The 24,255-nt window shown below is 60.4% G+C and carries 25 protein-coding genes and 1 tRNA gene; 11 read left to right on the top strand and 15 right to left on the bottom strand.

Translation table 11 applies throughout. From position 1 onward, the window contains the following. Positions 1-306: 306 nt before the first annotated feature. From AC0L25_RS26670 to AC0L25_RS26660, 3 genes are all read left to right on the top strand, one after another. Positions 307-383 (top strand) — tRNA-Met (locus tag AC0L25_RS26670). Between the two features lie 554 nt (positions 384-937). Further along, positions 938-2,143 (top strand): RHE_PE00001 family protein, encoded by a 1,206-nt coding sequence (locus tag AC0L25_RS26665; protein ID WP_473598243.1) that lies wholly within the window; start codon positions 938-940, stop codon positions 2,141-2,143. Between the two features lie 294 nt (positions 2,144-2,437). After that, the gene (locus tag AC0L25_RS26660) at positions 2,438-3,334 is read left to right on the top strand and encodes a hypothetical protein (RefSeq protein WP_473598242.1); all 897 of its coding nucleotides are present in this window, start codon (positions 2,438-2,440) and stop codon (positions 3,332-3,334) included. Positions 3,335-3,821: 487 nt separating this feature from the next. Here AC0L25_RS26660 and AC0L25_RS26655 read toward each other — a convergent pair whose 3' ends face one another. The 5 genes from AC0L25_RS26655 to AC0L25_RS26635 are packed head-to-tail and all read right to left on the bottom strand — an operon-like array spanning position 3,822 to position 6,150. Next, a complete protein-coding gene (locus AC0L25_RS26655; protein WP_473598241.1) occupies positions 3,822-4,109 on the bottom strand; it encodes a hypothetical protein in 288 nt (95 codons plus the stop codon). Positions 4,110-4,137: 28 nt separating this feature from the next. Next, positions 4,138-4,533 carry a restriction endonuclease gene (locus AC0L25_RS26650; RefSeq protein WP_473598240.1) on the bottom strand — a complete coding sequence of 132 codons (396 nt, stop codon included), beginning with the start codon at positions 4,531-4,533 and terminating at the stop codon, positions 4,138-4,140. Positions 4,534-4,559: 26 nt separating this feature from the next. Then, complete coding sequence (locus tag AC0L25_RS26645; RefSeq protein ID WP_473598239.1) at positions 4,560-5,342, bottom strand: ImmA/IrrE family metallo-endopeptidase; 783 nt, start codon at positions 5,340-5,342, stop codon at positions 4,560-4,562. Next, on the bottom strand, positions 5,342-5,782 hold the full coding sequence (locus AC0L25_RS26640) for a hypothetical protein (protein ID WP_473598238.1): 441 nt from the start codon (positions 5,780-5,782) through the stop codon (positions 5,342-5,344). The genes AC0L25_RS26645 and AC0L25_RS26640 overlap by 1 nt, the downstream gene beginning before the upstream one ends. Then, positions 5,779-6,150, bottom strand: coding sequence for a hypothetical protein (locus tag AC0L25_RS26635; protein WP_473598237.1), 372 nt, complete (start codon positions 6,148-6,150; stop codon positions 5,779-5,781). The genes AC0L25_RS26640 and AC0L25_RS26635 overlap by 4 nt, the downstream gene beginning before the upstream one ends. Before the next feature lie 360 nt (positions 6,151-6,510). Here AC0L25_RS26635 and AC0L25_RS26630 point away from each other — a divergent pair, with 360 nt between their 5' ends. From AC0L25_RS26630 to AC0L25_RS26615, 4 genes are all read left to right on the top strand, one after another. Next, positions 6,511-6,789 (top strand): hypothetical protein, encoded by a 279-nt coding sequence (locus AC0L25_RS26630; protein ID WP_473598236.1) that lies wholly within the window; start codon positions 6,511-6,513, stop codon positions 6,787-6,789. A 10-nt stretch (positions 6,790-6,799) separates the two neighbouring features. Then, the gene (locus AC0L25_RS26625; protein ID WP_473598235.1) at positions 6,800-7,105 is read left to right on the top strand and encodes a hypothetical protein; all 306 of its coding nucleotides are present in this window, start codon (positions 6,800-6,802) and stop codon (positions 7,103-7,105) included. Positions 7,106-7,170: 65 nt separating this feature from the next. Next, positions 7,171-8,046 (top strand): SMODS domain-containing nucleotidyltransferase, encoded by an 876-nt coding sequence (locus AC0L25_RS26620; RefSeq protein WP_473598234.1) that lies wholly within the window; start codon positions 7,171-7,173, stop codon positions 8,044-8,046. Next, entirely contained in the window at positions 8,043-8,579 is a 537-nt protein-coding gene (locus AC0L25_RS26615) for a hypothetical protein (RefSeq protein WP_473598233.1), read from the top strand. Before AC0L25_RS26620 ends, AC0L25_RS26615 begins: the two co-directional genes overlap by 4 nt. Before the next feature lie 48 nt (positions 8,580-8,627). On the opposite strand, the gene AC0L25_RS26610 is transcribed toward AC0L25_RS26615, so the two are convergent. The 3 genes from AC0L25_RS26610 to AC0L25_RS26600 all read right to left on the bottom strand — a co-directional run bounded on the left by AC0L25_RS26610 (position 8,628) and on the right by AC0L25_RS26600 (position 11,172). Then, positions 8,628-9,137 carry a hypothetical protein gene (locus AC0L25_RS26610; RefSeq protein ID WP_473598232.1) on the bottom strand — a complete coding sequence of 170 codons (510 nt, stop codon included), beginning with the start codon at positions 9,135-9,137 and terminating at the stop codon, positions 8,628-8,630. Positions 9,138-9,148: 11 nt separating this feature from the next. Further along, a complete protein-coding gene (locus tag AC0L25_RS26605; RefSeq protein WP_473598231.1) occupies positions 9,149-9,727 on the bottom strand; it encodes a hypothetical protein in 579 nt (192 codons plus the stop codon). 551 nt (positions 9,728-10,278) lie between these two features. Next, positions 10,279-11,172: a LysR family transcriptional regulator gene (locus tag AC0L25_RS26600; protein WP_473598230.1), complete on the bottom strand. Its 894-nt coding sequence runs from the start codon at positions 11,170-11,172 to the stop codon at positions 10,279-10,281. Positions 11,173-11,276: 104 nt separating this feature from the next. On the opposite strand from AC0L25_RS26600, the gene AC0L25_RS26595 reads away from it, so the two are divergent. From AC0L25_RS26595 to AC0L25_RS26585, 3 genes are all read left to right on the top strand, one after another. Beyond that, on the top strand, positions 11,277-12,140 hold the full coding sequence (locus AC0L25_RS26595; protein WP_287179009.1) for an SDR family oxidoreductase: 864 nt from the start codon (positions 11,277-11,279) through the stop codon (positions 12,138-12,140). 38 nt (positions 12,141-12,178) lie between these two features. Continuing rightward, the gene (locus tag AC0L25_RS26590; RefSeq protein WP_473598229.1) at positions 12,179-12,652 is read left to right on the top strand and encodes an SRPBCC family protein; all 474 of its coding nucleotides are present in this window, start codon (positions 12,179-12,181) and stop codon (positions 12,650-12,652) included. A 444-nt stretch (positions 12,653-13,096) separates the two neighbouring features. Next, positions 13,097-13,735 (top strand): hypothetical protein, encoded by a 639-nt coding sequence (locus tag AC0L25_RS26585; protein WP_128176613.1) that lies wholly within the window; start codon positions 13,097-13,099, stop codon positions 13,733-13,735. Between the two features lie 21 nt (positions 13,736-13,756). Here AC0L25_RS26585 and AC0L25_RS26580 read toward each other — a convergent pair whose 3' ends face one another. The 7 genes from AC0L25_RS26580 to AC0L25_RS26550 all read right to left on the bottom strand — a co-directional run bounded on the left by AC0L25_RS26580 (position 13,757) and on the right by AC0L25_RS26550 (position 23,170). Beyond that, positions 13,757-15,418, bottom strand: a complete 1,662-nt coding sequence (locus tag AC0L25_RS26580; protein WP_473598245.1) for a PHP domain-containing protein — start codon at positions 15,416-15,418, stop codon at positions 13,757-13,759. 107 nt (positions 15,419-15,525) lie between these two features. Continuing rightward, positions 15,526-15,918: a non-homologous end-joining DNA ligase LigD gene (gene ligD, locus AC0L25_RS26575; RefSeq protein ID WP_473598228.1), complete on the bottom strand. Its 393-nt coding sequence runs from the start codon at positions 15,916-15,918 to the stop codon at positions 15,526-15,528. A gap of 10 nt (positions 15,919-15,928) precedes the next feature. Further along, positions 15,929-16,417 (bottom strand): non-homologous end-joining DNA ligase LigD, encoded by a 489-nt coding sequence (gene ligD / locus AC0L25_RS26570; protein WP_473598227.1) that lies wholly within the window; start codon positions 16,415-16,417, stop codon positions 15,929-15,931. Beyond that, positions 16,368-17,426: a non-homologous end-joining DNA ligase gene (gene ligD, locus AC0L25_RS26565; RefSeq protein WP_473598226.1), complete on the bottom strand. Its 1,059-nt coding sequence runs from the start codon at positions 17,424-17,426 to the stop codon at positions 16,368-16,370. Before ligD (AC0L25_RS26565) ends, ligD (AC0L25_RS26570) begins: the two co-directional genes overlap by 50 nt. Before the next feature lie 493 nt (positions 17,427-17,919). After that, on the bottom strand, positions 17,920-21,222 hold the full coding sequence (locus AC0L25_RS26560; protein WP_473598225.1) for a UvrD-helicase domain-containing protein: 3,303 nt from the start codon (positions 21,220-21,222) through the stop codon (positions 17,920-17,922). Then, positions 21,222-22,145: a RecB family exonuclease gene (locus tag AC0L25_RS26555; RefSeq protein ID WP_473598224.1), complete on the bottom strand. Its 924-nt coding sequence runs from the start codon at positions 22,143-22,145 to the stop codon at positions 21,222-21,224. The genes AC0L25_RS26560 and AC0L25_RS26555 overlap by 1 nt, the downstream gene beginning before the upstream one ends. Positions 22,146-22,147: 2 nt before the next feature. After that, a complete protein-coding gene (locus AC0L25_RS26550) occupies positions 22,148-23,170 on the bottom strand; it encodes a hypothetical protein (RefSeq protein ID WP_473598223.1) in 1,023 nt (340 codons plus the stop codon). Between AC0L25_RS26550 and AC0L25_RS26545 the strand changes: the two genes are divergently transcribed. After that, positions 23,162-23,905: a hypothetical protein gene (locus AC0L25_RS26545; protein WP_473598222.1), complete on the top strand. Its 744-nt coding sequence runs from the start codon at positions 23,162-23,164 to the stop codon at positions 23,903-23,905. The genes AC0L25_RS26550 and AC0L25_RS26545 overlap by 9 nt on opposite strands. The last annotated feature ends 350 nt before the right edge of the window (positions 23,906-24,255 follow it).

The following is a 24,255-nucleotide window of genomic DNA, read 5'->3' as shown; positions in this document are numbered from 1 at the left end:
GAAACGCTCCAGCGCTGATGGTACTTCGTCTCAAGACGCGGGAGAGTAGGTCGCTGCCAGGTCTGCAAAACGCACGTCGCAAAAATCCAAATCTTCTCCTTACCAACAGGCCCGCCAATCGGGAGCCCGGGCCGCGCAAGCGGCCCTTTCATTTGGCGGAACTTGTACCTAACTAAAGCGCTGACTTGCTTGAAAAGTTGACGCGGGGTGGAGCAGCGCCCCGTCCGCCCGCAAAAGGCCGAAGGCCTCGAGGACGGACAAAACAAAAAGTCCGGGCTGCCCGGCCGGCATTCGCCGTCTAGTTGACGCGGGGTGGAGCAGCCCGGTAGCTCGTCAGGCTCATAACCTGAAGGTCACAGGTTCAAATCCTGTCCCCGCAACCACTTCTGTCATAATACCCTAACCGTCCCGGTCTAACCGGGGCGGTTTTTTCGTGTAACGTCTGGATTGCGTGAGTCCGATGCGGGATGTAGAGATCGGAAAACGGGTTCGCGGCAACTCTGCACTACGCAGATGCTCGCCCACCTCCGGCCACGCATCATCGATCATCGATCCGAAATTCGGAGGCATGTCGTGGTAGGTGGCGGCGCAGGACCGCTACATCGCTAGAGCCTACGAGAAAGTGGGGTTTTGAGGTGGTAGCGAGAGATCGCAACACCCACTATCATCCGTGCCTTCTTCTACTATCGACGGGATGCGGCATAGCAGCAACTCACGAGTCTGGGGTACCAAAGGCGAAGATTGGAAAAATGCAGTCTTGTTCTTGATGGGTCTCGCGGGAGAGAGCCGGCGAAATAGTATTGGGATGTTCGATTGTATGTCTAAGTATCGATAGGAGGTCATTATCGATAGTGAGCTTTGTCCGCAGGATGATCGCCTGTGACGGAAGTAAATGTCGGAATAGCTTCTGTTGCGCAAATCAGCTACAACAACATCAATGACTTACGATGTTTCCAATTTGCGCCTGAACACCCTGATCGGGCCGCTCGCCCGCGCCGAAGACCTTTTGGCCCGCCTCGACGAGCGCGTGCAAAAGAGTCCGGTCCGCGACGGCTTTGTCGAACGCCAAAATTTTTCCGATGCGGCCGCCGCGCTGTGGCTCGATGGCGAGCTGGTGCACACCGAAGACCTCGTCCTGCACGACGCCCATATGGACATCCGCACCCCGACCCACGAGCTCACCCGGGCGCACGCCGTGCTGCGCGCACGCCGCCGCATTCTTTTGCACCCACCCGACTGGGCGCTTTCTCGCGTTGGCATTTCGGCGTTGCGCGGCCGTGAAGGGCAGGGCGGCGGAAACGGGGCGGACGTGGCACGGGCTGGCTCCGGACCCGATGCCGCGACGGCAGCCGGACCGGACGACGACGCCGGCGACAGCGGGCTTGTCGATGAGACTGAACAAACCGATGCCCTGGCGCAAGAAATGGCCGAGATCGACGCCGTGCTGGCCCGCTCCAGCCGGCTGCTGGCGGGCGAAAATTTCGCGCCGCGCGCGGCGGACAGCCCGGGGGTCGACACGGCTGGACAGGGGGCGACAGCACGGGAGGCCCTGCCGAACAGTCTCGGGCCGCTGATCCGCGATCTCGACTGGGACGAGCACCAGCGGCTGGCCGACTGGCTCGCCGTCGTCGACCGGCTCCGCGGCGAAAACATGCCGGCGGTGCTGGCCGCGGCGATCGCCTGGGAGGCATGGCAGGACATCGAACCGCTGCAGCACCAACATTGGCTCGGCACGCTGCTGGTTGCCGCGCTGCTCAGGGAGCGCGGCAAGGTCGGCTCGTATCTTTTTGCCTTTAATGTTGGACTGCGGACGGTTCCGCGGGACCGGCGGCGCGCGCGCGACCGGACCACCCGGTTGCTGGCCGTTCTCGACGCCTTCGCCGAGGCCGCCGCGGCCGGGCTCAAGGAGCATGATAGGCTGGTGATGGGCAAGGGTCAGATGGAGCGCCGGCTGAGGAAGCGGCGAAAAAACTCGAGCCTGCCGGCGTTGATCGAACTGGTATTGGCGCGGCCGGTGGTGTCGGCCGGACTGATCGCGACCGAGCTCAAGGTCAGCCAACGCGCCGCGCTCGACCTCGTCATCGAGCTCGGCATCCGGGAAGTGACGGGCCGGGGGCGCTACCGGGCATGGGGTATTTTGTGACGGCGAGTTGGTTGGTATGACCGCGCTCGGTGACGCTCCTCGTTCGCCGACAAGACGAAGCAATTGCGACGGGAAAGAAACCACCAAATAGCGTTACGCCGTTCGACATGCTGCACTACATGGTCAAAGGTCGCCTCTCAGGCGATCACAAGCCCGCCCTCAATCAGATTTGCAACGATCTCGCGCACGGTTATCCCTTTGACGCCTTGCCCAAGCTGGCCCGCTGGAGCTGCTACGAGATCTCGTTGAATATGCGTATCGAGAGCGTATCACCAAGTATGCGGGGAAGCAGCCATGAACGATGCCGATTTACACGCCTCGAAGAACGACATTATCCGAGAACTGTTCATGAAGACGGCGGATCAGACTTATGTGGTCGCCCGCTGGTGCTTCCTGAACAGGCTGTATCTCGATTTCTATTGGAACGGGCTGCATGCTTTTGAAAAATACCTGAAAGCCAGCCTGCTCTTCAATGATCGCTCCGCCATCTCGCCGACCACGAAAGGCAAGGAATATGGCCATAACATTGAGCGGTTGTTCGCCGAGGTACGGAAATATGCCGGCCCTCTGATTTTAAAAGACCTCAAGAAGCCCGCCGACCTGCAGATTTCGCGCTGGCAGCCGGAAAGCACCGCGAAATTTGTCGAACGGCTGAACAGGCTCGGCGATCCGAACAACCGCTACAACATGTTCGGCTTTTCCCAGCGCCCCGACGACATTTACAAATTCGACAGGCTGGTGTTTGAGATTCGCCGAGTTTGCATCAACCTTGAGGCCGACTATTTCCAAGGCCGAAAAGGCGCTCCAGCCGTCAAGTCAAATGCCACGATCTTGTCGAACAGCCCAAGGTATCAGCCAAACCGCTTGGGGTCGCGCCTCTCCGTCCTGACCGGCGACAAGGCGACCGACGAAGTGAAGACCGCCGCCTTTAGGCACAATCTGCCCTTCGCTGCTCCCGACTATGATCATGGTGGGCTCCCAAGCCATTCATCGGCAGACAATCCAGTCCTTTACCGCCGCATCATCGTCTATGCCGAGCAAGGCACACTCGAGGCGAATGACAGCGTGCAGGTGGCAACGCTGGCCGACTGGACGATCGCCAACATTCTTCTTCCTGCCGATGCAAAACAGGAAATCGCCGATGCCCGCGATAAGCTGCTGCAATCGGCCAAACGGTCGGATGGTGCATAGCCAGGCGCGAGACGCGGATATTTTCTATGACAAGTCGCGTTCAAGCGGCCGAAAGTAGGATAAGTTGTTTGCAGCTCAGCAGATGGGCACCGCATCTCCAAAATTGGTTTCTGACGACCGCGCGATTGCGGCGTAGCATTAGGTGCACCCGAAGACGATGGCTATGCCGAGGAGGATATGACCGCAATGCAGTGGTCAAAGAACCGTCTTACTCTCGCCAGGTGAGACGCTAGAACGTGCTGCGGCATTGGTAAGTGGAAGGACTGGACCTGCAGCCCCCTCGGACGCCGTTCTGGAAGCCTTCCGCTACGATCATGCCTAAGGCGGCGCGCTGACGGATCTCATGGGAGAAATATTCGAACGTGGCCACCTGGTCCATGCTGACGACGAAGTGCTTCACCTCCGCCGAGATAATCAGCCTGTCACCCTCCCAGGCATCGATGTCACCTATCACTTGGTCGCCCCATGATCGCGAGCGATTGGATCTCTAGTTGCCCAGCAATTCGTGCAGTAGCTCCCTGGTGTCGGGATCGTTTTCGCCTGCAAGGAGAATTGCGATGTCGTCCGACGCGAGTTCATCGGCGTCGTTAAGCAATTGCACGGCGTTGAAGCGCACGGCGTCATCAAAATGCTCGCGCGCCAACTTCTTAAGCACATGCGCCATGGTGTCCGGAAAAAGGGATAGGCCAGCCGCGAAAACCGCAAGACATTCCTCATAAGGCAGGCCGGTTTCGTCAAGCAATAGGTCAGCATTGCCGGTGCGCAATGCCTCCACCAGATGGCCGGAAACCTCCCTGAATTCATTATCTACAGCGAAGGCCTGTTCGACCAGTGGTACCCAGCTGTGCTTCGGTCAGCGTAATCGTGAGATGCCCGATGCTCTCGGCGGCAAGGTAATTCCTGGCGGCGCGCGAGAAGCCGGCGGTCGCCACCATGACGGCCGGAACCGCGCCCACGTCGCGCACCAGGGCGATCGTAGCACCCGCATGCACGGTGTCGATCGGGCGCTTGTGTCGCTTGGCCTCGATCAACAAAGCGGGTTTCGGATTCCCCGTCTCGAAAACACACACATCGACTTGGCGGCGCGCCTTGGTCTTGCGCCCGCCCAGACGGACGTTGTGCTTCACCGTGAATCGGGGCGGCGGGGATAGCGTGCTGAACCGCTCAAGAACGGCCTGTTCATATTCCTTCGGCGTCATTCTGGCAGATTTCCCCAATTCAGCAGCTAGCGCCAGCGCCGTTCCTGGCGTTCGTCCAGCATCTTCGGGTCACTGATGAGAACAAGGGTCAGTATCTCATCGGGGCCGGTGCGGTAGGTCTGCTCATGCACCTCGAAGCTCTGTGCGTCCCAACGGTCAAACCAGGCCTCTGCACCGATACGGCGCGGCATGGGATCGTCAGGCTTACCGCCGAAAAGAACGCCGAACGCGAAACTGTCAGCATCGAGCGCGTCTTGCGGAAACCATTTCTCCGGCACGCTTGGCCCGCGGGTGAACCATTTGCGCCCTCTGGAGCTATGACAGACGAGAAGGGCCGGGGAATGATCGCTCTCGACAAAGCGGATTGCCGTGGCGGTTTGGCTGGTCGTGAAGGCGTCGGCGAGCGAGCGGACCGCCTTGAAGGTGGGCCTGCCCAGCTGGCGGGCAAGCGGCCGGAATAGGTAGTGCGGCATGAGAAGGTCGGCGGCGTAGCCGTCGGCCGCACGCTCCGGCGAAAGCGCGTCGCGGGGCCGGTACTCCTCAGCACGACACACAAGGCATTTGCCGCGATGATGGTGCCAGTGGCCCAGCTCGTGGGCGATCGAGAAGCGCTTTCGCGGATAATGGCTATGCGCGTTCACAGTGATGATCGCGGTGTCGCCGTTGCCGATGATACGCGCTTCGCAGCCGTCGAGCGGCCGGAAACGCACGCGCGCGCCGGCATGGTAGGCAATGGCTTCGAGGTCGATTTCGTGGGGCTCAGTGATCCCCAGTTCCTGGAGGAGGCGCTCGGCATGCGTCAGCGGCATCAGGACTTTCCGCCCTCGTCGCCGTCGCGCGGAATGACGCCGAGTTCGCACAGATCGTCGAGCATGCCGGCGATGTCGGAATCCGAAAGCTCATTCTCCTTGCGCGCGGCAAGGGTGAGTCGCGGGGGCAGGTTTGGTGCATCGAGCACGGCGCGAAGGCGCCTGCGCGCGTCGGCTATGTCAGCGGGGGCAATCGTTGTGGTGCCGCCGGTGCGCGCGGCGGACACGCCGGCTTTGGCCGCGGCAAGGCGGCGCTTGTTGGCGGCGATGATGCTCGTCTCGAAGGCTTCGCGCATCTCGACCGCATGGCGGTCCGGATCGCCGTGGCTCTCCCGGAACTCGGCCAGAATGTCCTCGTCCGATGCGTTTAGGATGTCATCGACGAAGGCATCGGCCAGCCGGTCCAGCGCGGCGCGCCACTTTTTGTTGGTTCCGGTCATTTCTTCCATCCCTGGGGATAGGCTTTGTCGATCCTGCGGCGGATCAGCTTGCGCTTGCTGTCGTAGGCGGTCTTGTCGAGACCCGTCAGCTCGCGCAGTTCTTCCGCTGTCATGTCCTCCATCGTTCCTTCCAGGATGTCCCGCGCCAGCGGGTCATCGTCAAAAAGTGCTAGCATGGCGTAGCGAATTGCGGCCGCTCCTTGCTCGCTGATGATCCGGGCTTCGGCATTTTCCACCGGGTCCGGATGGTTGAGAGCGGCCGCCTGGTGATCCCCGGTCTTCGCGACCGAGACCAGAACAAGCCGGTGCTCGACTTTTTCGACTTCGCCATCCGCTATGCTGCGCATGGCCTCGGCAAGAAACTTCACGACATCCACATGGGCTGGGCAGGCCCGGCTGTCGATCGCGCGAACGAAAGCTTCCTGCAGAAGGTCTATGGCGGCGATCGGGCGGCCCGATGAATAATAGTGCGCGACCCTTTTCAGGCGCGCCCAATCGGCAGGCGTGAGGGCGCGGATCGCAGATGCGATCTCGTAACGGCTCCGCGTGGCGGCGACCTGGCCCGAATTCACCGGATGCATCTCCTTTTACTATCCCTATGCGGGAAGAATCCCGCCGCGCGGACATGATGCCCTCGATGTCCGCGATGGCCTCCGGTTTCCGCATAGGGAGTCAGGACGCATCCCGGCTTCGCCTGATCGCGTCGAAACCGGTCAAGGAGAGCAAAAATGATCTACGCGATCAACTACGACCTGAAGCGTCCGGGTCAGAATTACGACGCTTTGCATGAAGCTATCAAGAATTGCGGGAGCTGGTGGCACTTTCTGGGCTCCACCTGGCTCGTCGATACCTCGCTCAATGCTTCGGGCATCTGGGACCGCCTCGCGCCTCACGTGGACAAGAACGACTTCGTGCTCGTGATCGGCGTCACCCGGGACTATTCGGGCTGGCTCCCGCAGGAAGCCTGGGACTGGATCAAGAGCCGCGTTTCGAAGCTGGCGGCGTAAGGAAGCAAATATGCGTGTTCAAGGTGCTGTTATCCGCGAACAGGGCCAGACCTTCGCGGTCGTGGTCGTCAAGCCACATGTCGTGCAGAACCGGGCGGAGGCGGCCGATGCTATCCAGAGCTTCACGCCCGTCTTCGGCGTGCCGGTGGTCCTTATGGCTCAGGACGGCCGTGGTACCCCGACCTTCTACGGGCGCAAGGACATCGCCAACTTCATGTCGGGGGGTTCGGCTGAACGCGATCCCCTCGCGCGAATACACCATCAACTGACCGGCGGCGTGCCCGACGCCTTTGCGGGGCACGTCACGGCAAGATAGAAGATAGCCGCGAGATTTTATTCTTCCAATGATCGATTGTTTAAAGGGCAGGGGACTATTTAGTCATGGGTGTATCCGAACGCTTTACCACGTTCCTGAGCAATATCCGATTGACGGATGCGCAGAAGGTAGACGGCGCGACGAAGCGTGAAAGCGTGGGCAGCACCCTGAACTGGAAATACTACTCCTCCACCTCCGGCACGAACAACAGCTTGTATGTCGGCTCATGGGGCAAGCTCACGCGGATACGGCCCCCGCGCGATGTCGATGTGCTCTTCAAGCTGCCGAGCTCGGTCTATGAGCGGTTTCAGGGCAAGACCGGCAACAAGCAGTCGCAGCTTCTCCAGGAGGTGAAAAACGTCCTGGTGGCCAGTTTCCCGAAGACCGACATTCGCGGTGACGGCCCGGTCGTTCTGGTGCCTTTCCAGAGCTACGCCGTCGAACTGCTGCCCGCCTTCGTCCTGACCAGTGGGCAATACTGGATTCCGATCACGGCTAACGGCGGCAGCTATAAGACGTTCGATCCGGATGCCGAGATCAAGCACATCAACGATTCCAACGGCAAAACGAATAACAACACGCTCGACCTCGTACGCATGCTGAAATGCTGGCAGGCCCACTGCTCGGTGCCGCTAAAATCCTTCTATCTCGAATTGCTGGCAGTCAGATTCCTCGACCAATGGGAGCATGCCGGAAAATCGAAGACCTATTACGACTGGATGACACGCGATTTTTTCGCGTGGCTGGTCAACCAGGCGTGGGGAACACTCTACGTTCCCGGCACCTGGGAAAGCCTGTCGCTCGGCGATGCTTGGAAGTCGAAGGCGCAATCCGCGTATGACTGGGCCGCGAAGGCAACCCAAAGCGAGGCCGACAATCTGCCCTATACGGCAGGTGAGGAGTGGCAGAAGATTTTCGGTACGGATATTCCCCTGACATGACCGCAGAACTCGCCAACGCCCTCAAAGCCCAATGCGCCGAACAGCGCGAACGCTGCCTCTTCAGCGCGACGACGCTACTGATCTGGTTGCGCATGCTGCGCAAGGTGCGAATTGCCTTTGTCGTGCTCCCGATCATCTTCGGAGCCGTGGCGGGCTGGGATCTCCTCAAGGGCGACGGGGCATATGCAACGGTGACGGCGATCCTCGCCCTGGTGGCGGGTCTGGTGCCTGCCGTGTATGCCGCCCTCAAGCTCGATGAGCATCTGCCGACGGCCGCGCGCCTCGCCGGGGAATACAAGAATCTCGAGATACTGTTCGCCGATCTGGAGAAGGTCGGGCCGCTGAAACCTTTTGAGGATTTCGAGACCGAATACAGAACGGCCCGAGACCGGCTCGAAGCCGCCAACAGTGAGTCCTATACCGCGCCAGAATGGTGCTTTCGGACCGCACAAAAGAAAATTAAGGGTGGGCACTACGCCTTCGGTGAGGACGACATAAACACCGGTGCCAAAGCACGCGGAGGAACTGCTTGAATAGCTAAAACTTGGGTTTTTCCTGACAATCTGGACCTAGTCTCGCGCTCATCGATTGGTATCGAATCCAAATTGCGCAAGTAGCTGATCAGTGCACTGTGCAATTGCATTGGTCTCAGCGCCCAAGGCGCTCGATCCCGGATAGCTAGCGGCAGCCTCACCGTCACAGACGTAAGCACCGCCGGATGGCAACGCGCAGACGGTGTCGCTAGATCGCAACATTTGCAGGACACCATTCCTGTAATTCAAGCATCCAGGAAATGCGTTCGCAATATCTCTCGGAGCATCGGCGACGTTAGTTTGCAATGCGTCTGGATCGCAGATAATCAGACGATCGGCTCCCCATTCGAGCTTTAGCGACTGATCAGCAAAGTGTCGCTTCAAGTCTATTATTTCCCCTCCAGAACAACGCCGCGTTGCCTGAAAATCGATCTTGAAGGGCGAAGAACGCCCGAATTGTCCAACGAGCCAACTATAAGCGTCAGTCACCCATATTGTACCGACTACACCCGCGACAAAAAGCAGGAGAGCCCATCCGTTTTTCTTGAGCCGTGCCACTATAGATAGCCTCATGTGGGAGGAGGAGCAATCATGTAGGCAAGCCAGACATCATCGATCTGGAATTCAAGGCGCAGCCAGCCACTCGACTCTCCGACGCTGCATCGGAGGCCGCCTTCACCTTCCAGAACAACGCCGCCTTTTCCAAACATTCGATCTCGAAGAGCGTTGACGCACTGGATGAGGATACCTTGGTTCGCGCTCAACAGTCCGGGAACGATGTCATGTGCCAAATCGACTTTGAACGGGAGCTGTGAGTCGGCGGCTGTGGCCAAGAATGCGCGGAACCGCTCCTGGAGCGCTGCACCTAGCGCTGCGGCATCGTCTTTGCGATCGATCAGCTGGATCACGGTTGCAGCGTGTGCTTGGGTTCCCTCCAGACTTTGAACCGTTATGTCACACCATTGACGGTCCTTAATTTCTGTCGACCAGCAAGAGGTCGCATTTTTGACCCAGGCGCCATTGTTCGGTTCGCCGTCGACCTGTGTGTCGCAAGTGCATTTTTCCCGCGCTGGGTTTTCCGCGCTCGCCACGCCAGCGTACACGCTGATGGATTGGATTAAGAGCAGAGCATATTGGTATCGTTTCATCGGCCACCCCCTTCCGCCTTATCATGCAGGGTTTTGGGGGCCCGGCAAAGTAGGTCTCATGATGTGTGAACCGCCCAATGTTCGGGTCAGGGATAGAAGGGTGCATTGAAGCACTACAGCAGAAAGACGTAGACTGTTTGTAGGCACGACGGTCATCCGACAAGGGCGCCGAGTCGCCGGCCCGATACGAGCAAAGTCGCATAAGATTGCAGGGCGGAACGCAACGCGACCTGTCGGGGTCGCCCCATCACAACCGGTCCAAAGAGAAGATCTGACCCCTTTCACTACTCCTTTCCTTCGCGGCCGCCCAACGGCAGCCCGTGACGCGAAGGCGACGCCCACACTTCAGAGTCTGAACGGCAGCTCTGCGCCGATTTCGGCCATCCAGGACCCCTCAGTGACTCCTGAAAGCTGCCGTCCACTCAAGGGGTGGCAGGCGGCTGAAATGGGGTGGTTAGCGCCCCGTCAGCTTTCAGAACGCGTAGTCAGCAGACCAGACGTGGGCGTGTCGCGAACCGCCCTCGACGCTGAAGCGCTCGGCAAACCTCGCTTCATCCTCCCACATACGCGGCCAGTTCGTCCGGGGTCCCCTGCGGAAAGGCTTCTCTCAAGAAGTCGAGAAACGCCGACACGCGGGCGCTCAGCAATCGACGTGTTGGATAGAGTGTCCACAGCGCGATGTCGGGTCCTTCCACGTCACCCCAATGCACCAGCCTGCCGGTAGCGAGGTCGTGACTTACCAGCGAAAAGGGAAGACGCCCGGCGCCCACCCCCCTTCGCACTGCATCGCGGACCATGACGAGTGATGACAGGCTCAGGATCGGATTGACCAAGATCCTCGATTTGCCCGTCGGCGTCGTCACGTTCCAGATATCGCTTTGGCGAACCGGCCCGCGCACGACGGCCGGTACCGCCGAGCCGTCCGCAGCTGGCGTTAGGTCCGGGCTGGCCACGACCACCAGCCGATCGTGAAGAAAGACCCGTCCGACAAGGCTTTCATCCGGCTCCGGGTTGACCCGGATCACCAGATCATAGGCTTCCTCGATCATGTCGACAGACCGGTCCTCGGTGGTGACGTCAAGCCGAACCTCAGGATATTTCAGCGCAAAACCAGCGGCGAGCTTTCCCATCGCGATCTGAGAAAAGAGCAAAGGCGCACTTATCCGCAATCTACCCCGCGGATTGTGTCCACCCAAGGCGATCGCTGCAGTCGTCTCGTTGAGTTCTGTGAGCAACTGGCCCGTCCGCTCAAACAGCGCGCGTCCTTCCTCTGTCAGTTTCAGTGCGCGGGTCCCGCGCTCGAACAGCCGCAAGTCGAGGCTGGCCTCCAGTTCCGCCACCCGACGGGACAGCGTCGCCTTCGGGCGCCCCGCGGCTCGCGAGGCTTTTCCGAACCCGCCATGACGGGCAACCAGGTTGAAGTCGGCGAGGGCAAGAAGATCCATTCGTTCCACCAATGAGACGGTCCGTCTAGATATAGCGTCTATTAGCGTGTCTGTGGATCACTAATTTCGGGACAGCCAAACGGCTCAACCAAGGAGTGACCCCAATGACTATTCTGGTAACCGGAGCAACCGGCAATGTCGGCCGCAACGTCGTCGAACAACTCGTGAAGCGTGGCGCCGACGTGCGCGCACTGGTGCGTGACCCTTCGAAGGGAGACTTCCCCGGCTCCGTCAGTGTCGTTCAGGGTGACCTGCTCGACGTCGACTCGTTGCGCAGCGCTTTCACCGGCGTCTCCACGCTGTTCCTGCTCAACGGCGTGGTCGCGGACGAATACACCCAGGCGCTGATTGCGCTCAACCTCGCCCGCGAGGCCAAGATCGAGCGGATCGTCTATCTCTCGGTGATCCACAGCGACGTCTACGTGAACGTGCCGCACTTCGCCGGCAAGTACGGCGTCGAGCGGATGATCGAGCAGATGGGGCTCAGCGCCACCATCCTGCGCCCGGCCTACTTCATGGACAATGACGTCACGATCAAGGACATCATCGGCAGTTACGGCATCTACCCGATGCCAATCGGCAACAAGGGCCTCGCCATGATCGACGCGCGTGATGTCGGCGAGATTGCCGCCATCGAGCTGATCCGCCGCGAGCAGTCGTCCACGCCGCTCCCGCTCAACCGCATCAATCTGGTCGGTCCGGACACGCTGACGGGCGCAGGTGCTGCTGCCATTTGGACCGACGTCCTCGGCCATCAGATCGCCTATCCGGGCGATGACACCGCGGGGTTCGAGCAGAACCTGAGGGCATTCATGCCAAGCTGGATGGCGCTCGACATGCGCCTGATGGCCGAGCGCTTCCAGATGGACGGCATGGTCCCGGACGCCGGTGACGTTGACCGGCTGACCAACCTGCTGGGTCGTCCGCTGCGCTCCTATCGCGATTACGCCGCCCAGATCGCGGCTTGATCGCCGGGGCGACAAACATCCCATCCAGGAGACATACCATGATCTATTCGACCGCCACCGTTCCGGTGAACCCGCACGGCGAAACCAAGCTCACCCGCGAGCAGGCTTGGAAGGGCCTCGAGCTGAAGGCGCGCGATGCGCGCCCGTTTCTCCCGCCCGGCCTTTGTACACGCTGCGACGTCTTGGAGGAGAGCTTGACCCACCTCGTGCGCGAGGCCACCATCGCCGGCGCCGACCTCCGCGAAATCATCACCCTCGAGCCGCAGAGGAAGGTTACCTTCTTCCAGGCGACCGGTCCTCGCGAAGGCGCGATCATCAACGAATTGTTCGAGGATGATGCCGGCGAACTGCAACTTCGGTTCTACTGCTACATCGGCCTGCGCGGCAAAGAGCCGAACGGCCCCGAGGAGCAGGCCGAGCAGGCGCAGTTCGACAGCGACCAGGGCTACAAGGCCGCCCTCCTCTCGACGCTGAAACGCACCCGCGAGTTGCTGGCGGGTGGTTCGCTCTAAGACGGGTTGAGCACCAGGTGGCCTGTCTCATTTCCAGGAGGCAGGCCCGCCCTCCTTACATGAAGAGCGCCTATCGCGATCGTGACGACGTTCGCGATGACGCGTCAGGATATTGCGCCAGCGCCTCCTGGATGAACAGCCACTTCCGAACACTGACAGATGGGACGAAACGACCGGATGGGAGGGAGGTCGCCGAACGACAGCTTATTGCACGTCTGAACCGGGACCGGACAGTCTGGTATCGGCCCCCAAAAAGCCGCCAGGCGGCAACGCACTTTGAGATGAACTCTGCCGCTTCCCGTTAGCCGAAGTTGCAAGCGGCCGCTAACAAACGTGGTTGCGCCTTTAGGGCATCCGTGGTTCAGACCGCTGGTGGATTAGAACTCATGTTGGCTTTGCGATCGGCTCATCGCTGCCGACAATCGGTGACCTATATAAAGGGGCATGTCCACGCGCCGAAAAATCAATGCAACAGCGAAGCTGATTGGAGAGTGGCCTTTAACCCCGGCTGCAACGCTTGGATCGTCCGTCAGAGCGAGGGGTATTTTTCTCGAAATACGCGCCCGCCTTCCAATGGAGTTCAGGAAACTGCTCCATATCGAGTCCCGCGTGCTTACCCTGCGCCTGTCTGAGGGCGCCGAGAATGATGTGCAGGTGGTATTCGGGATCGTATCCAAAGCACTGCAGAATATCGAAGACCTGCCCGTAATCCCCCGTGAAATCGAGGACATTCTGACGATCTCGACGGCCGAACGGCACCGCTGGCTGAAAGATGGTCGCTTGCAGAGCGCCGGGACGAAAACGGTGAAACTCCGCGGGCGGGCAAGGAACATCACCTTTCACGTGTTCGACCCGCAGCACGTGGAGGATGTGCTTGACCGCGACCTGGTTATGGTCTGGCGCGAACAGGACGCAGCGACAGCTGCAGAGAATAGGCGGCGAGCCGCGGGGAAGGCCGCTATGAAACGTGCTCAAAGAAGCGGTCGCGGAACTGCAGCTTCAGCTGGCTATGGCCCCGATGAGAACTCGCACTCCAGTTTGCGCGGCTGGGAAGATTTTGAGAATGACGGACTCCTGCGCTGATAGGCCGGACGCACAAGCAGGTTAGGACGTTTGCCTGCGCCGTGTGAGATGCGCAAGGAGGGCCGTCAAACGCATCGCGTTCAGGACCCGCTTCGCAGGGACACCGCCCTTGCGCGCCATCTCGACACCCCAATGCATGTGGTCGAGCTCGCGGATCGAATGAGCGTCCGGATTGATGCTGAAGATGCAGCCCTGATCGAGTGCTTTTTGATGCCAGCGCCAGTCGAGGTCGAGTCGCCAAGGATGTGCGTTGATTTCGACAGCGACGCCGTGTTTTGCACACGCTTTGAGGGCTTTGTCGACGTCGAGATCATAACCGGGCCGGCGCAACAGCTGGCGACCGGTCATGTGCCCGAGGATTGTCGTCCGAGGATTTCCGATCGCCTCAATGATACGCTCCGTCTGTTCCTTCTTGGGCAACTTGAAGAGGCTGTGCACGCTCGCGACGACGAAATCGAACTGTTCCAAGATATGATTCGGGTAATCGAGCGAGCCATCCGCCAGGATGTCGGCCTCGATGCCCTTCAGTATGCGAAATTTTCCATTGTATGCCTTGTTCAGCCGGTCAGCTTCGCGGTGCTGTTCAGCAATCTCCTGCAACGAAAGGCCGCCTGCGTAGTGAGCGGACTGCGAATGATCGGCGACACCATAGTATTCGAAACCGCGCTTGCGCGTGGCTTCAGCCATTGCCTCAAGCGTTTCGGTGCCATCGGATGCGGTCGTGTGAGAATGCAGGATGCCATGCAGATCTTCATCCCGAATGAGGGCGGGTAGCTTCTGCTTTGCCGCTCGCTCAATCTCGTCCCTGCCTTCGCGCAATTCAGGCTCGATAAACTGCAAGTCTAGAGCTTGGTAGATTTCTTCTTCTGTCGCTGACGCGATCAGCTTTCTCCCGCGATGAAGCCCGTCGGCGTTTAGGGTGAATCCCTTGTCGGCCGCGAACGTCTTCAGTTGCTCAAGGTGGTCTGCCGAACCGGTTGCTTCGAGCAGGTTTGCGCCAAAGTGCTTCCTGTCCGTGACAACAAGCCTGAGGGTCGTATCCTCGATTCCAGTCGACTTTCTGCCCTGCGCTACCAGGGCGAAGTCGGAAACGAGCTCGCAACCGCGCCGGAAGTCACCTGCAATTTCGACGCGCGAAAACTCTGGATGCTCTTGCTTCACCGATATGACCGCATGTTCGAGAAGAGCGGCGGCCTTGTGCAGGTGAAGTTGCGTTTCGCCGCTTCGCACGATGGCCAGGCTCTGCAGGAGTTTTGTCTGAAGCGCGGCGCCGAGACCTTTGACTGGGCGTATGCGGTCTTCTCTTGCTGCGGCCTCGAGCTCCGCCAGCGAGTTTACGCCGAGCAGCTGATGAAGCTTCAGTATCTTATCGGGACGAAGCCCGGGTATGGCAAACAGCTCCATCACGCCCGCTGGAACATCCTCGCGCAGCTTCTCAAGGCTTGGGTGCGTGCCGGTTTGGTAAAGCTTGGTCACGATGTCTGCGATCGCGTCACCGATCCCCGGGATCTTGGTGAGGGCGCCGGTGGCGATGATCCGATCAAGCGGCTGCGACAGCGCCGTCAGACTGTCTGCCGCGCGCAAGTATGCCTTTGTGCGATAGGGATTGTCGTCGCGCATAGACGCCCGTTGCGCGTATTCCCTCAAAAGACTGGCGACGGTCCTCGGATCGATTTTTGCCATGGCTTCAGCCAAACGAGGCCGATCTCCGCAGGTTCCAATCAGGCAAGGCCATGAGCGCCGCGTTGCCCTTTAAATCCCGGCTTTACTGCCTCTTCCCGCGTCGGACGCTACAGATTGGGCAAGGATTGGTCAGCGCGACCCCATCCCGCCAGAGCTTTGGAGGCTGCGCGTTTCTTTAATTCAGGAGCATCGCCCACGTGGAAATGAGAGGGCGCATCTATTGTCTTCATCTCTGCCCACATAATCGGTGCCGCGACAGGGGCGCCCGGACGTGATCTTGCGCTGTAGGGCATGATCGCGGTCGCCCCGCGCTGATTGCGTAGATAGTCCACAAAGATGCGACCCTTGCGGCGCGCCTTTGACAACACGGCCGTGAAATGGGCCGGATCGCTCTGGGCGACCGCCTGCGCCAGGCGAGACGCGAAGTCCTTCACCTCTGGCCACTCGGCGCCAGGGGTGAGGGGCGCGATGACGTGCACTCCTTTGCCTCCCGTCAGCATCGGGAAAGTCTTAAGCCCCAAGCGATTTAAGGATAGCGCGGAACTGAAAGGCAGCGGCGCGGACGGCCTCAAAATCGAGGCCTTCGTCGGGGTCGAGGTCAAACACGAGGCGGTCGGCCTTTTCGACATCCTCGATCCGAGCCCCCCATCCATGCAGCTCAATCGTTCCCATCTGGACGCAAGTCATCAGTCCGTCGGCATCGTCGACATAGAGATATGGTTCCTCGTGCCCGTCCTTCTCCGTGATGCCGACATGGTGGACTTTGTCGCCAAAGCTGCCGGCGTCGTGTTTTTGGAAGAAGCACTTCTTCGCGCGGCCCTGTGGACATCGAACCAGACTGATCGGCCGGCTGCCAACCCAAGGAAGCATGATCGCCGCGACCGCTGCGTAATGGTCGGCGAGCTGTCCCTTGGTAATGTTGGACTCCGGATAGATGACGCGGTCACGGTTACTTATTGCGAATTCCGGTTGTCGCAGACGCGGCGAGATCGGCTGCATGACGTTCCGTCTCGAGCACGACCGCCTCCGGCTTCTTGTCTTCGCGGAGACCAAGATAGCTCGGATGTCGTAACGTCCCTTCATTTGTCATTTCGGTGAAGGCAATCTCAGCGACCAGTTTCGGACGGAGCCAGTGTGCGCCGCGCACTTCGGCGCGTGGTGCGTCGACGGTCGCGGCCTTCTGCTCAAGCGGCGCCATGATCATCAAGAGACGAAGAAGTTCAGCGGTATCGAAGCCGGTGCCGACTTTCCCGGCGTAACGCAGCTTGCCGCCGTCATGAACGCCAAGGATCAAGGACCGAAACGCGCGGACCTTGTCGGACGGCGTCCAGCCGACAATCACAAATTCCTGCCGCCTGATGCATTTGATCTTCAGCCAGCTTGCGCCGCGGGCCGCCACATAACTCGAATCCGCGAGCTTTGAGATGACGCCCTCAAGGCCGGCTGCGCAGAAGCGATCGAGCAGCTCTTCTCCGCGGCCGAGGATATGGTCGGAGTAACGAAGGACCGGATTTTTCGCAGGCAAGATCGCCTCCAGCTTCGCCTTGCGCTCAAGAAGAGGAAGCCTTGTCAGATCTTCGCCGTCGAGCTGCAGCAGATCGAACGCATAAAAGTCGATAGTCGCCGGGGCACCCTTCAATGCATTCTGAAGCGCCTGGAAGTTAGATCTTCCTTCCGCATCGACAACCACGGCCTCGCCGTCAATCAGGGCGGAGCGCACCTTGAGCTTGCGAGCCTCGGAGAGGATCGAGGGAAAACGGCTAGACCAGTCCAGACCAGATCGTGTGTAGGCTCGCGCCTCGCCACCGCCGACGGCAACGAGAATACGATAGCCGTCGTATTTCATCTCATGGATCCAACGATCGCCGGCAGGGACCGTGTCCACGAGCGTTGCGAGCTGGACCGGCCGGAAAGCGGGCGGCGCTAAAGTGACCTCGTCACGAGCGGGCGACTTCGCTTGACTAGCGCTCGACCCATTGATTGCCTTACGCGACGTTGGCTTGACCACTCTGACCTAAACCATACTCCAGAGACGAAATAGCGTTATCCGCGTCCAACGCGCGACTACTTCTTTAGTTTCGCTGCAGGCCGTATTGAGCTTTTCGCGATCATTGCCGACCCGCTTGATAGCGCCTCGGCCTGAGGCCGTGCTCCTGCCTCCGGCCCTTCCATTTTCCCGATTTGCGCGCACAGTTAACTGGCAATAATCAAGAGCAGGAACGTGCCCTCAAATGCCGCCACAGCGTATCCGCTTTCTGCCATTGGCTTTAGAAGCCCGACATTCCGGTTCCGGTCCCCTAAACGGCCTGTCAGCTTTGCGCCTAATCTCGGTCGCTGAGCCGGCGTCAACCTTATCCCAAAAGCAGACACCCAAGCGTGCTGGCGAGGCGACGGTTGGACCTGGCCGTTTTGCCGAGCTGGAAATGCTGACAAAAGTCATGCCGTTGGGTCGCTTTCTGCTTTCGGGTAAACGAAAATTGCCGTCCGCGGGCCGTTGAGTTTCAATGCGGGGGCAGGACAGACACGATTTCGCCGGTGGTCATATAAACGATCGCGCCGCGTGGCGCAGAGATTGCCTGGAGATAGCGCTGCAATTGCTGGACATACGCAGCGCGGTGCAGGCTGGTGTCGCGATCGCTCTTCCAGTCCAGGACTTCTAGGACTTTGCCATCCTCGATTGCGATCGCATCGACGCGGCCTGCGAGAAGATCGCCGGCCTCTGTCTCTCCCCAGATAGACAGTTCCGGCACAAGCACAGGCAAGAGACGTTGCACATACGGCAGCTGGTAGGTCTCCAGTGCGGTCGTCGCGAGTTCGCCTGGAGTCGGGAGAGATTCCTCCTCGGGGTCGATGGCAAGAAGTTCGTTGAGAAGACGTCCAGCGCGTGCGGAAACGTCATCCTGAGGTGAGAGTTCGCCCGTCAGAAGTTCCTCCAATAGCTTATGGAGAACCAGCCCGCGAGTCCTGCCGGCGCCAATGGGCTCGATATATTCGAACGCGCCGCTTGGTTCCGTCGCCATGGTCGGTGCGAGGATTTCGGCACGATCCGCATCGTGAGCACTGGGATTGACCCAGCGCAGTGACGGCGAGGCTGCCTGAACGATGGCGGCTTGCCGTGCGAAAGTATCTGCGTCCTGAGGCAACGCGGCCGTGTCGAAACTGGTGGTCGTGCGTGGCTCGAGCTGGTTGAACTTTAATTCCTCAAGAAGGTCGAATCTCAGGTCGAGCAGTTTCGACCAAGCGCCTGGCTTGGCCGACGAAAGATTGGGAACGACCAACAGGTCGCGGGCGCGCGTGGAGGCAACATACCACATTCGTTGATTTTCCAGCGCCTGACGCCGCGCTTGCTCCTCCCGAGCACGCTTGAGTGCAGAGGAACAGACGCCGCCGATGATCCAGTGCAGGGTGTTGTCGGATTGACGATGAACGAAACGCTCGGAGGGTCTTGCACGAGTGCCCATGTTGATGGGGATCACCACCGGCCACTCAAGGCCTTTGGCGCTGTGAATGGTCACGATCTCGATGGCGTCCTTCGACGCGTCGATCCGGCCCTCCTGCCGCGAGGCGCGACGGTCCCAATCGAGCTGGAGATGACGGACGAAAGACCGGAGCCCCCGGACATCAAATGGCCGCGCCAGTTCAACGATCCGATCAAGATTGGCAAGTGAGCGCGCGGCCCGGTTATTGCCGCTGCGCGCAGACAGTGCGACGCGCAGTTGAAGCTGCTCGATGGCCTCGGCCAACAAAATGCGCGGCGTGGTGACGTTCACCCGCGCGCGAAGTTTTTGCAGGATCTCGAGGATGAAGCTGGCGATGGGATGGGACACCAGAGCCGGCGGCGTCGTGATGTCAAAGAGGCCAGTCGGCGAGGCGTCTGGTCCGGCCTGATGGATTTCTTCGGCGACGTCGAGCAACTCTTCATCGGTGAGACCTACCATGGGTCCGCGCATGAAGGCACCGAAGGCAAGCCGGTCGCGCGAATCCGCCAGCGTACGCAGCAGCGTCAGTACGTCCTGGGTCTCCTGCTGGAGCAACAGCGTCTTGCCGGCCTGCGACGCGACGGCAAGCCCGAGCGTCTCGAGTGCTCGTTCGTAGCGCCAAAGGTCAGTGCCGGTTGGAGCAAGCAGGGCAATGTCGCCCGCTTCAAGGAGGCGGCGCCTGCCATCGTGCTCGTCTTCGATCTCGATTGAGCCAACGAGTTTGGAACATATCCGCGCAATGTCGGCCGCCTCGACGTCGCGCTGCTCGGGCATGCTCGCCGTTCGACCGTCGCCAATGGTCACGTGGGACGCGGAAGGCAGGCCATGGAAGGCGCCTTCGCGTGTGGCGGTGAGTGCGCCATAGCTTGGCTGACCGTCGGCATCAAGAACCGGTTGGAAGGCGGCGTTCACGTAGTCAATGATGCCTGGCTGGCAGCGAAAGTTGGCCCCTATGTGGACGACGCGGTCGTCCCCCAAGCGTGCAATCGTCCGCTTCGCCTGATTGTAGCTGTCGATGTCGGCACCACGAAAGGCGTAGATAGATTGTTTGGGATCGCCGACCACAAACAGCGCCCCATCACGAAGGTCCGCATCTTGCCAGCGATCGGGCATGGCGCGCGCCGCGATCGAAAACAGGATGCTGGCCTGGGCGGGATCGGTGTCCTGAAATTCATCAACCAGAATATGCGCAAAGCGCCGACCGACAGCCTCGCGCACGACATCATTCTTGGTCACAAGGGCATGTGCGCGCAGCAAAAGGTCGTCGAAATCGAGGACAGCCGCGTCGCCCTTGCGCTCAACATAGAGGTCGATGACCGGGCCGAGGGCACGTGACATCTGATCGACCATGGCATCGCCGATCTGGCCGAGGAGTTCTGCAAATTGCGTCTCACAGTTATGGGAATACGTCTCGGCCTGCTGGTCGAGTTCTGGTCCTTTGTCCTTGCCATAGGCCGATTTCCAATAGCTGAGATTGCGCTGCTTCTTAAAAGCGAACTCGTCCCATTTCATCGAGGCAGTACGCGGCGGGTCGGCAAGTTCCCATAGCCGAGCAAAGCTCGGCTGCGTCTCGAAGCAGTTCTCGTAGAATGTGGCGAGGGTTTCGAACTCTCCAACCAGGGTCGCGGTGCGGCGTTCCTTGGGATAGTCCGCTTGCCAGCGTCGGAACGCACCGACGCTCTCGACAAATTCGATATCCTTGCGCAGCGAGAAGTCGACCGAAACCGTGCCGGCCCCCGGATGCTCAAGCTTGAGCTTGGCAAGATCGAAGCTGTCCTTGACGACCTTCAAGGGCTCAAACCTGGAGAGGACCGCGACCGGATCCTCGCCCTCCCTTGTTTGCAGCGAGAGACGCTCGAACAGCCATTTGGAGATGACGCTCTCGAACATTGCGTCTGCCGCAGGCCCATCCATCATTCGCGACCCGGGGTCGAGTCCCGTTTCGACGGCATAGGCCATGATAATCTGCTGGCAGAACGCGTGAATCGTACATGCGGTTAACTCGTCAAAGGCATCGATCGCCGCCCTGAGGACAGCCTTCCTTTCGTTGAGCAGATCAAGGGTTACAGCGCCGCGCAAGACCTTTGGGACTTCTCCTGCCAGCAGCTGGGTTGCGTATTCGCGAATGCGCAGCGACAGCTCACTGGCGGCCAGTTCGGTAAACGTAATCGCAGCGATCCTGCGGGGCGGCGCACCGTACAACATCAGCATGACGACGCGGCCAGCAATCAGCGACGTCTTGCCCGTGCCCGCAGCCGCTTCGACCAGCAATGTCTTGTCTAGTTCCGTGAGAACGCGACTGCGCTCGAGGGCATCGCTCAGCATCACCGCTCCCTCCAAAGAGGCGCGAGCTTGTGCTGCGCGGCGTTGAAACCCTCATCCTTGCGCCCCTTGTAGCGGTCGAGCGCCGCAGGCAGCGCTAACTTGAGTTGGTTGTAGCCAGCGAACGCATCTGGTCCAGGATAGGCGACTCCAGCTCTGAGCCCTTCGACCGCGATATCGATGAAGCGCAGCAGCGTCTGCTCCGCCTGCTCGAGCACGTCGCCTTCAAGACGCGCCGGAGGTTCCATGGTGTCAAGGTAGACGAGGCGTGAAATGATCGTGCTTGCCTCGGGGATGAGCTGTTTGATCGTAACGGCGTAGAGTGCGCGCTGAACTTCTGCTCCGCCGCCGAGGATGACGTCGCGCAGATCGCGCGGGGTCTTGCCTGTCTTGTAGTCGGACATCCGGACGCCACGGCGGTCGGGCTTCACGTCGACGCGGTCGATGCGGCCCTTCAAGAGGATGCCGAAACGGCCGATCAGGACCTCTTGGTCTTCGCGCCAGGGATCGGAACGCTCTGACTGCGATTCAGGCGTGCCGAACGGCACCTCGCTAAAGCCGTAGGTACCAGGACCGAAGCGGTCATCGACCGTCAGTCCGCGGCGGGCCCGTCGCCGTGCCTCTTCGATCGTATCCAGCCAGAGCAACCTCGGTGGTACTGCCCGGGTCAGCGGCCAGTGCTTCGCGATGCTGTCGGCTGCTGCCTCAAGCGCGCGATCGATTTCTCCCGGCGTTGCGCTGACAAGGCTGGGGATACGCTCGACCGCGAGGCGCAGCAATTCATGCACGAGCTCACCGAAGGTCATCGCATCGAGTTGCAGCGGCTGAACCGCGAGCTCAGGCGCGGTCATCCCCAACACTCTTAGCCACACATAGCCCAAGGGATCACGCAAGAGCCGCCGTAGCGAGGTAGCGGATTGCGGCAAGCTCAGAGCGCGCAGAACAGCCGGATGATCCTTACGGAACCCGCCGTCATGTGGCGTTGTCTCAAGCTTGCGCGTCCAGTTGGTCCAGCACGAAATGACGCTCTGTATGCGCGGCAAAGCAAGCGCATCCTCGGCGCGAGCCAGCAGACGATCACCCCGCTGAACGCATGCTCCGGCGTTCTCGTCCGGGAAAGGGGACGCTCGGCAACCCGATGCTGCAGCAATCCGCTCTTGGCGAGCAACGCGCCTTCGGCCGATCGCCTGCTGCGCGACAGGGTAACCTTCGAATCTGGGTGGCCGGTCAGGATCTCAAAGGCCAGCCGATCGCGTTCGAGCCGGGGCAGGTCCACCAACGCGCGCTCGTTGAGCACATGCTCGGGCAGGAGCGGGTCCGCATTGTCGCTACGCGGCCAACTTCTGCTCGAAAGCCCAAGCAGACGCATGTGCTCGCGTGGCGCACCAACCAGGTCCGCCGCCCGTGCCCAGACCACATTGTTGGCAGGGTCGCTCTCATCCGCAATGCGCAACGACGTTAGGGTCATCTCCATTGCTGCCGCCGGCGCCAAACGAAGCGCCTCCTGCCAGAGCCCAAGGCTGCCGCCGCGCAGGAGCAACTTTCCGAGTTTGGCCGCAGCTTTTGCGCCGTCCACAAGGTCATAAAGCACCGGCATTACGATCGTTGCGATCGTGGACCCATCGGTAGGGGAGAGTGTCTGCAGACTTCGCGCCCAATGCTCCGGCTCAAACAGACCCGCATCGGTGGGGATTCCTTTCATCCAATCAGCCGGAAGCGCCTCCGACAGGTAAGGAGAGAGCAGGGACAGACGACGAATGCGATCCTGCGACGGGCCGTTGATCATCGCATCGGCGAGCGCTGCGCAGGTCTGGCCGGCGCGCGTGCTCAGGGCTGAAACGCCGCCGGCGAAATGGATCGGGAGATCAGCGTCCGCCGCCAGGACCATCATGTGATCATCCCACACGCTCAAATCAGCACTGGCGATCGCGATGTCGCCGGCTTGGGTCATGCCATCGCTCAACAACGCGCGCGCCCAGCGAAGCGCTTCAACCACCTCCGCGCGTGGGTCGGCGCAAACCTCACAAGTCAGATGTTCGGGGGGCTGCAGGGCCCTTCCGAGGATCGTACCGGGAAACCAGCTCCGGTCGCGCGTGCCTGGGGGATCCCACGTGATTTCGACGACCGAGGCCAGGGCTTTGACGAGCGGCCGCCAGAGCGGGTCGACGGAAATAATACGGTGGAGATGGAGAGGGCCGACGACAGTGCGCGCATGAACGATGCGCGCAAGCGCTCGATCGCGCAGATCCCCGGGCAACAGCGCGCCGATTGGAAGATGCTCGCGCAGAAAGGCTTCGATGTGGCCAAGGTCGCTCAGCCGGGCGCTTGGTTCGAGCGGATCGTCAAGGCGAATGTCAGCGGCCCACACGCGCTCCAGACTGGAGAGGACAGCCCGCGCCATGCCAGGCCTTGCCTTGACCTTTTCGAGTTCTTCAAAAGTAATCTCTGCGAGTGCTCGAGCAACGATCGGCACAAGGGTTGCGTGATCGGCTGGTCGGCTGAAACCACCCGCAAGGCGCGCCGCGAGCAGTGGGACCGTGGCGACATCGAGGCCGTGGTCACCCGTTTGCGCGGCGGCGACACGCTGCATGCGAAAGGCCAAGTTGCCCTCAACGACGACGGTGTGACGTTTCATGGTGACAAGGGACACTTGTTGCGGCGCTATAAGCCGGTCGTCCGACGGTAGATTCTGACGTATGGTAGATCAGGGACCCTGAACTGCAAGGCTGCCCTGTACAAAAGCACCTGGCCACCTTCAGATTGCCTGCTAACCGCCATTGCGCCATTCCTGGCAGTGGTGCGGGAGTCGCCTCCAGCACGGTCAGTTATATCAACTTTCGGCCCGCTTATGCGGGCAGAGGTGTCAGATGATTTGTTCTGCAGCGGCGGCTTGCGGTAGTTACGATCAAATAGCGGATTGGCAGCTATCGTGAAGAGTTTCGGGCGCCGGCAGGCGTACGAAAGTCCCCGAGGAAGGAACCCGCGGGCCACAGGCGATGGCTATGGGGATTTCGGATTTCGGCAGATGTCGGCGAT

This window comes from Mesorhizobium sp. WSM4813 (assembly GCF_055811555.1).
This window is presented reverse-complemented; position numbering and strand designations above follow the sequence as displayed.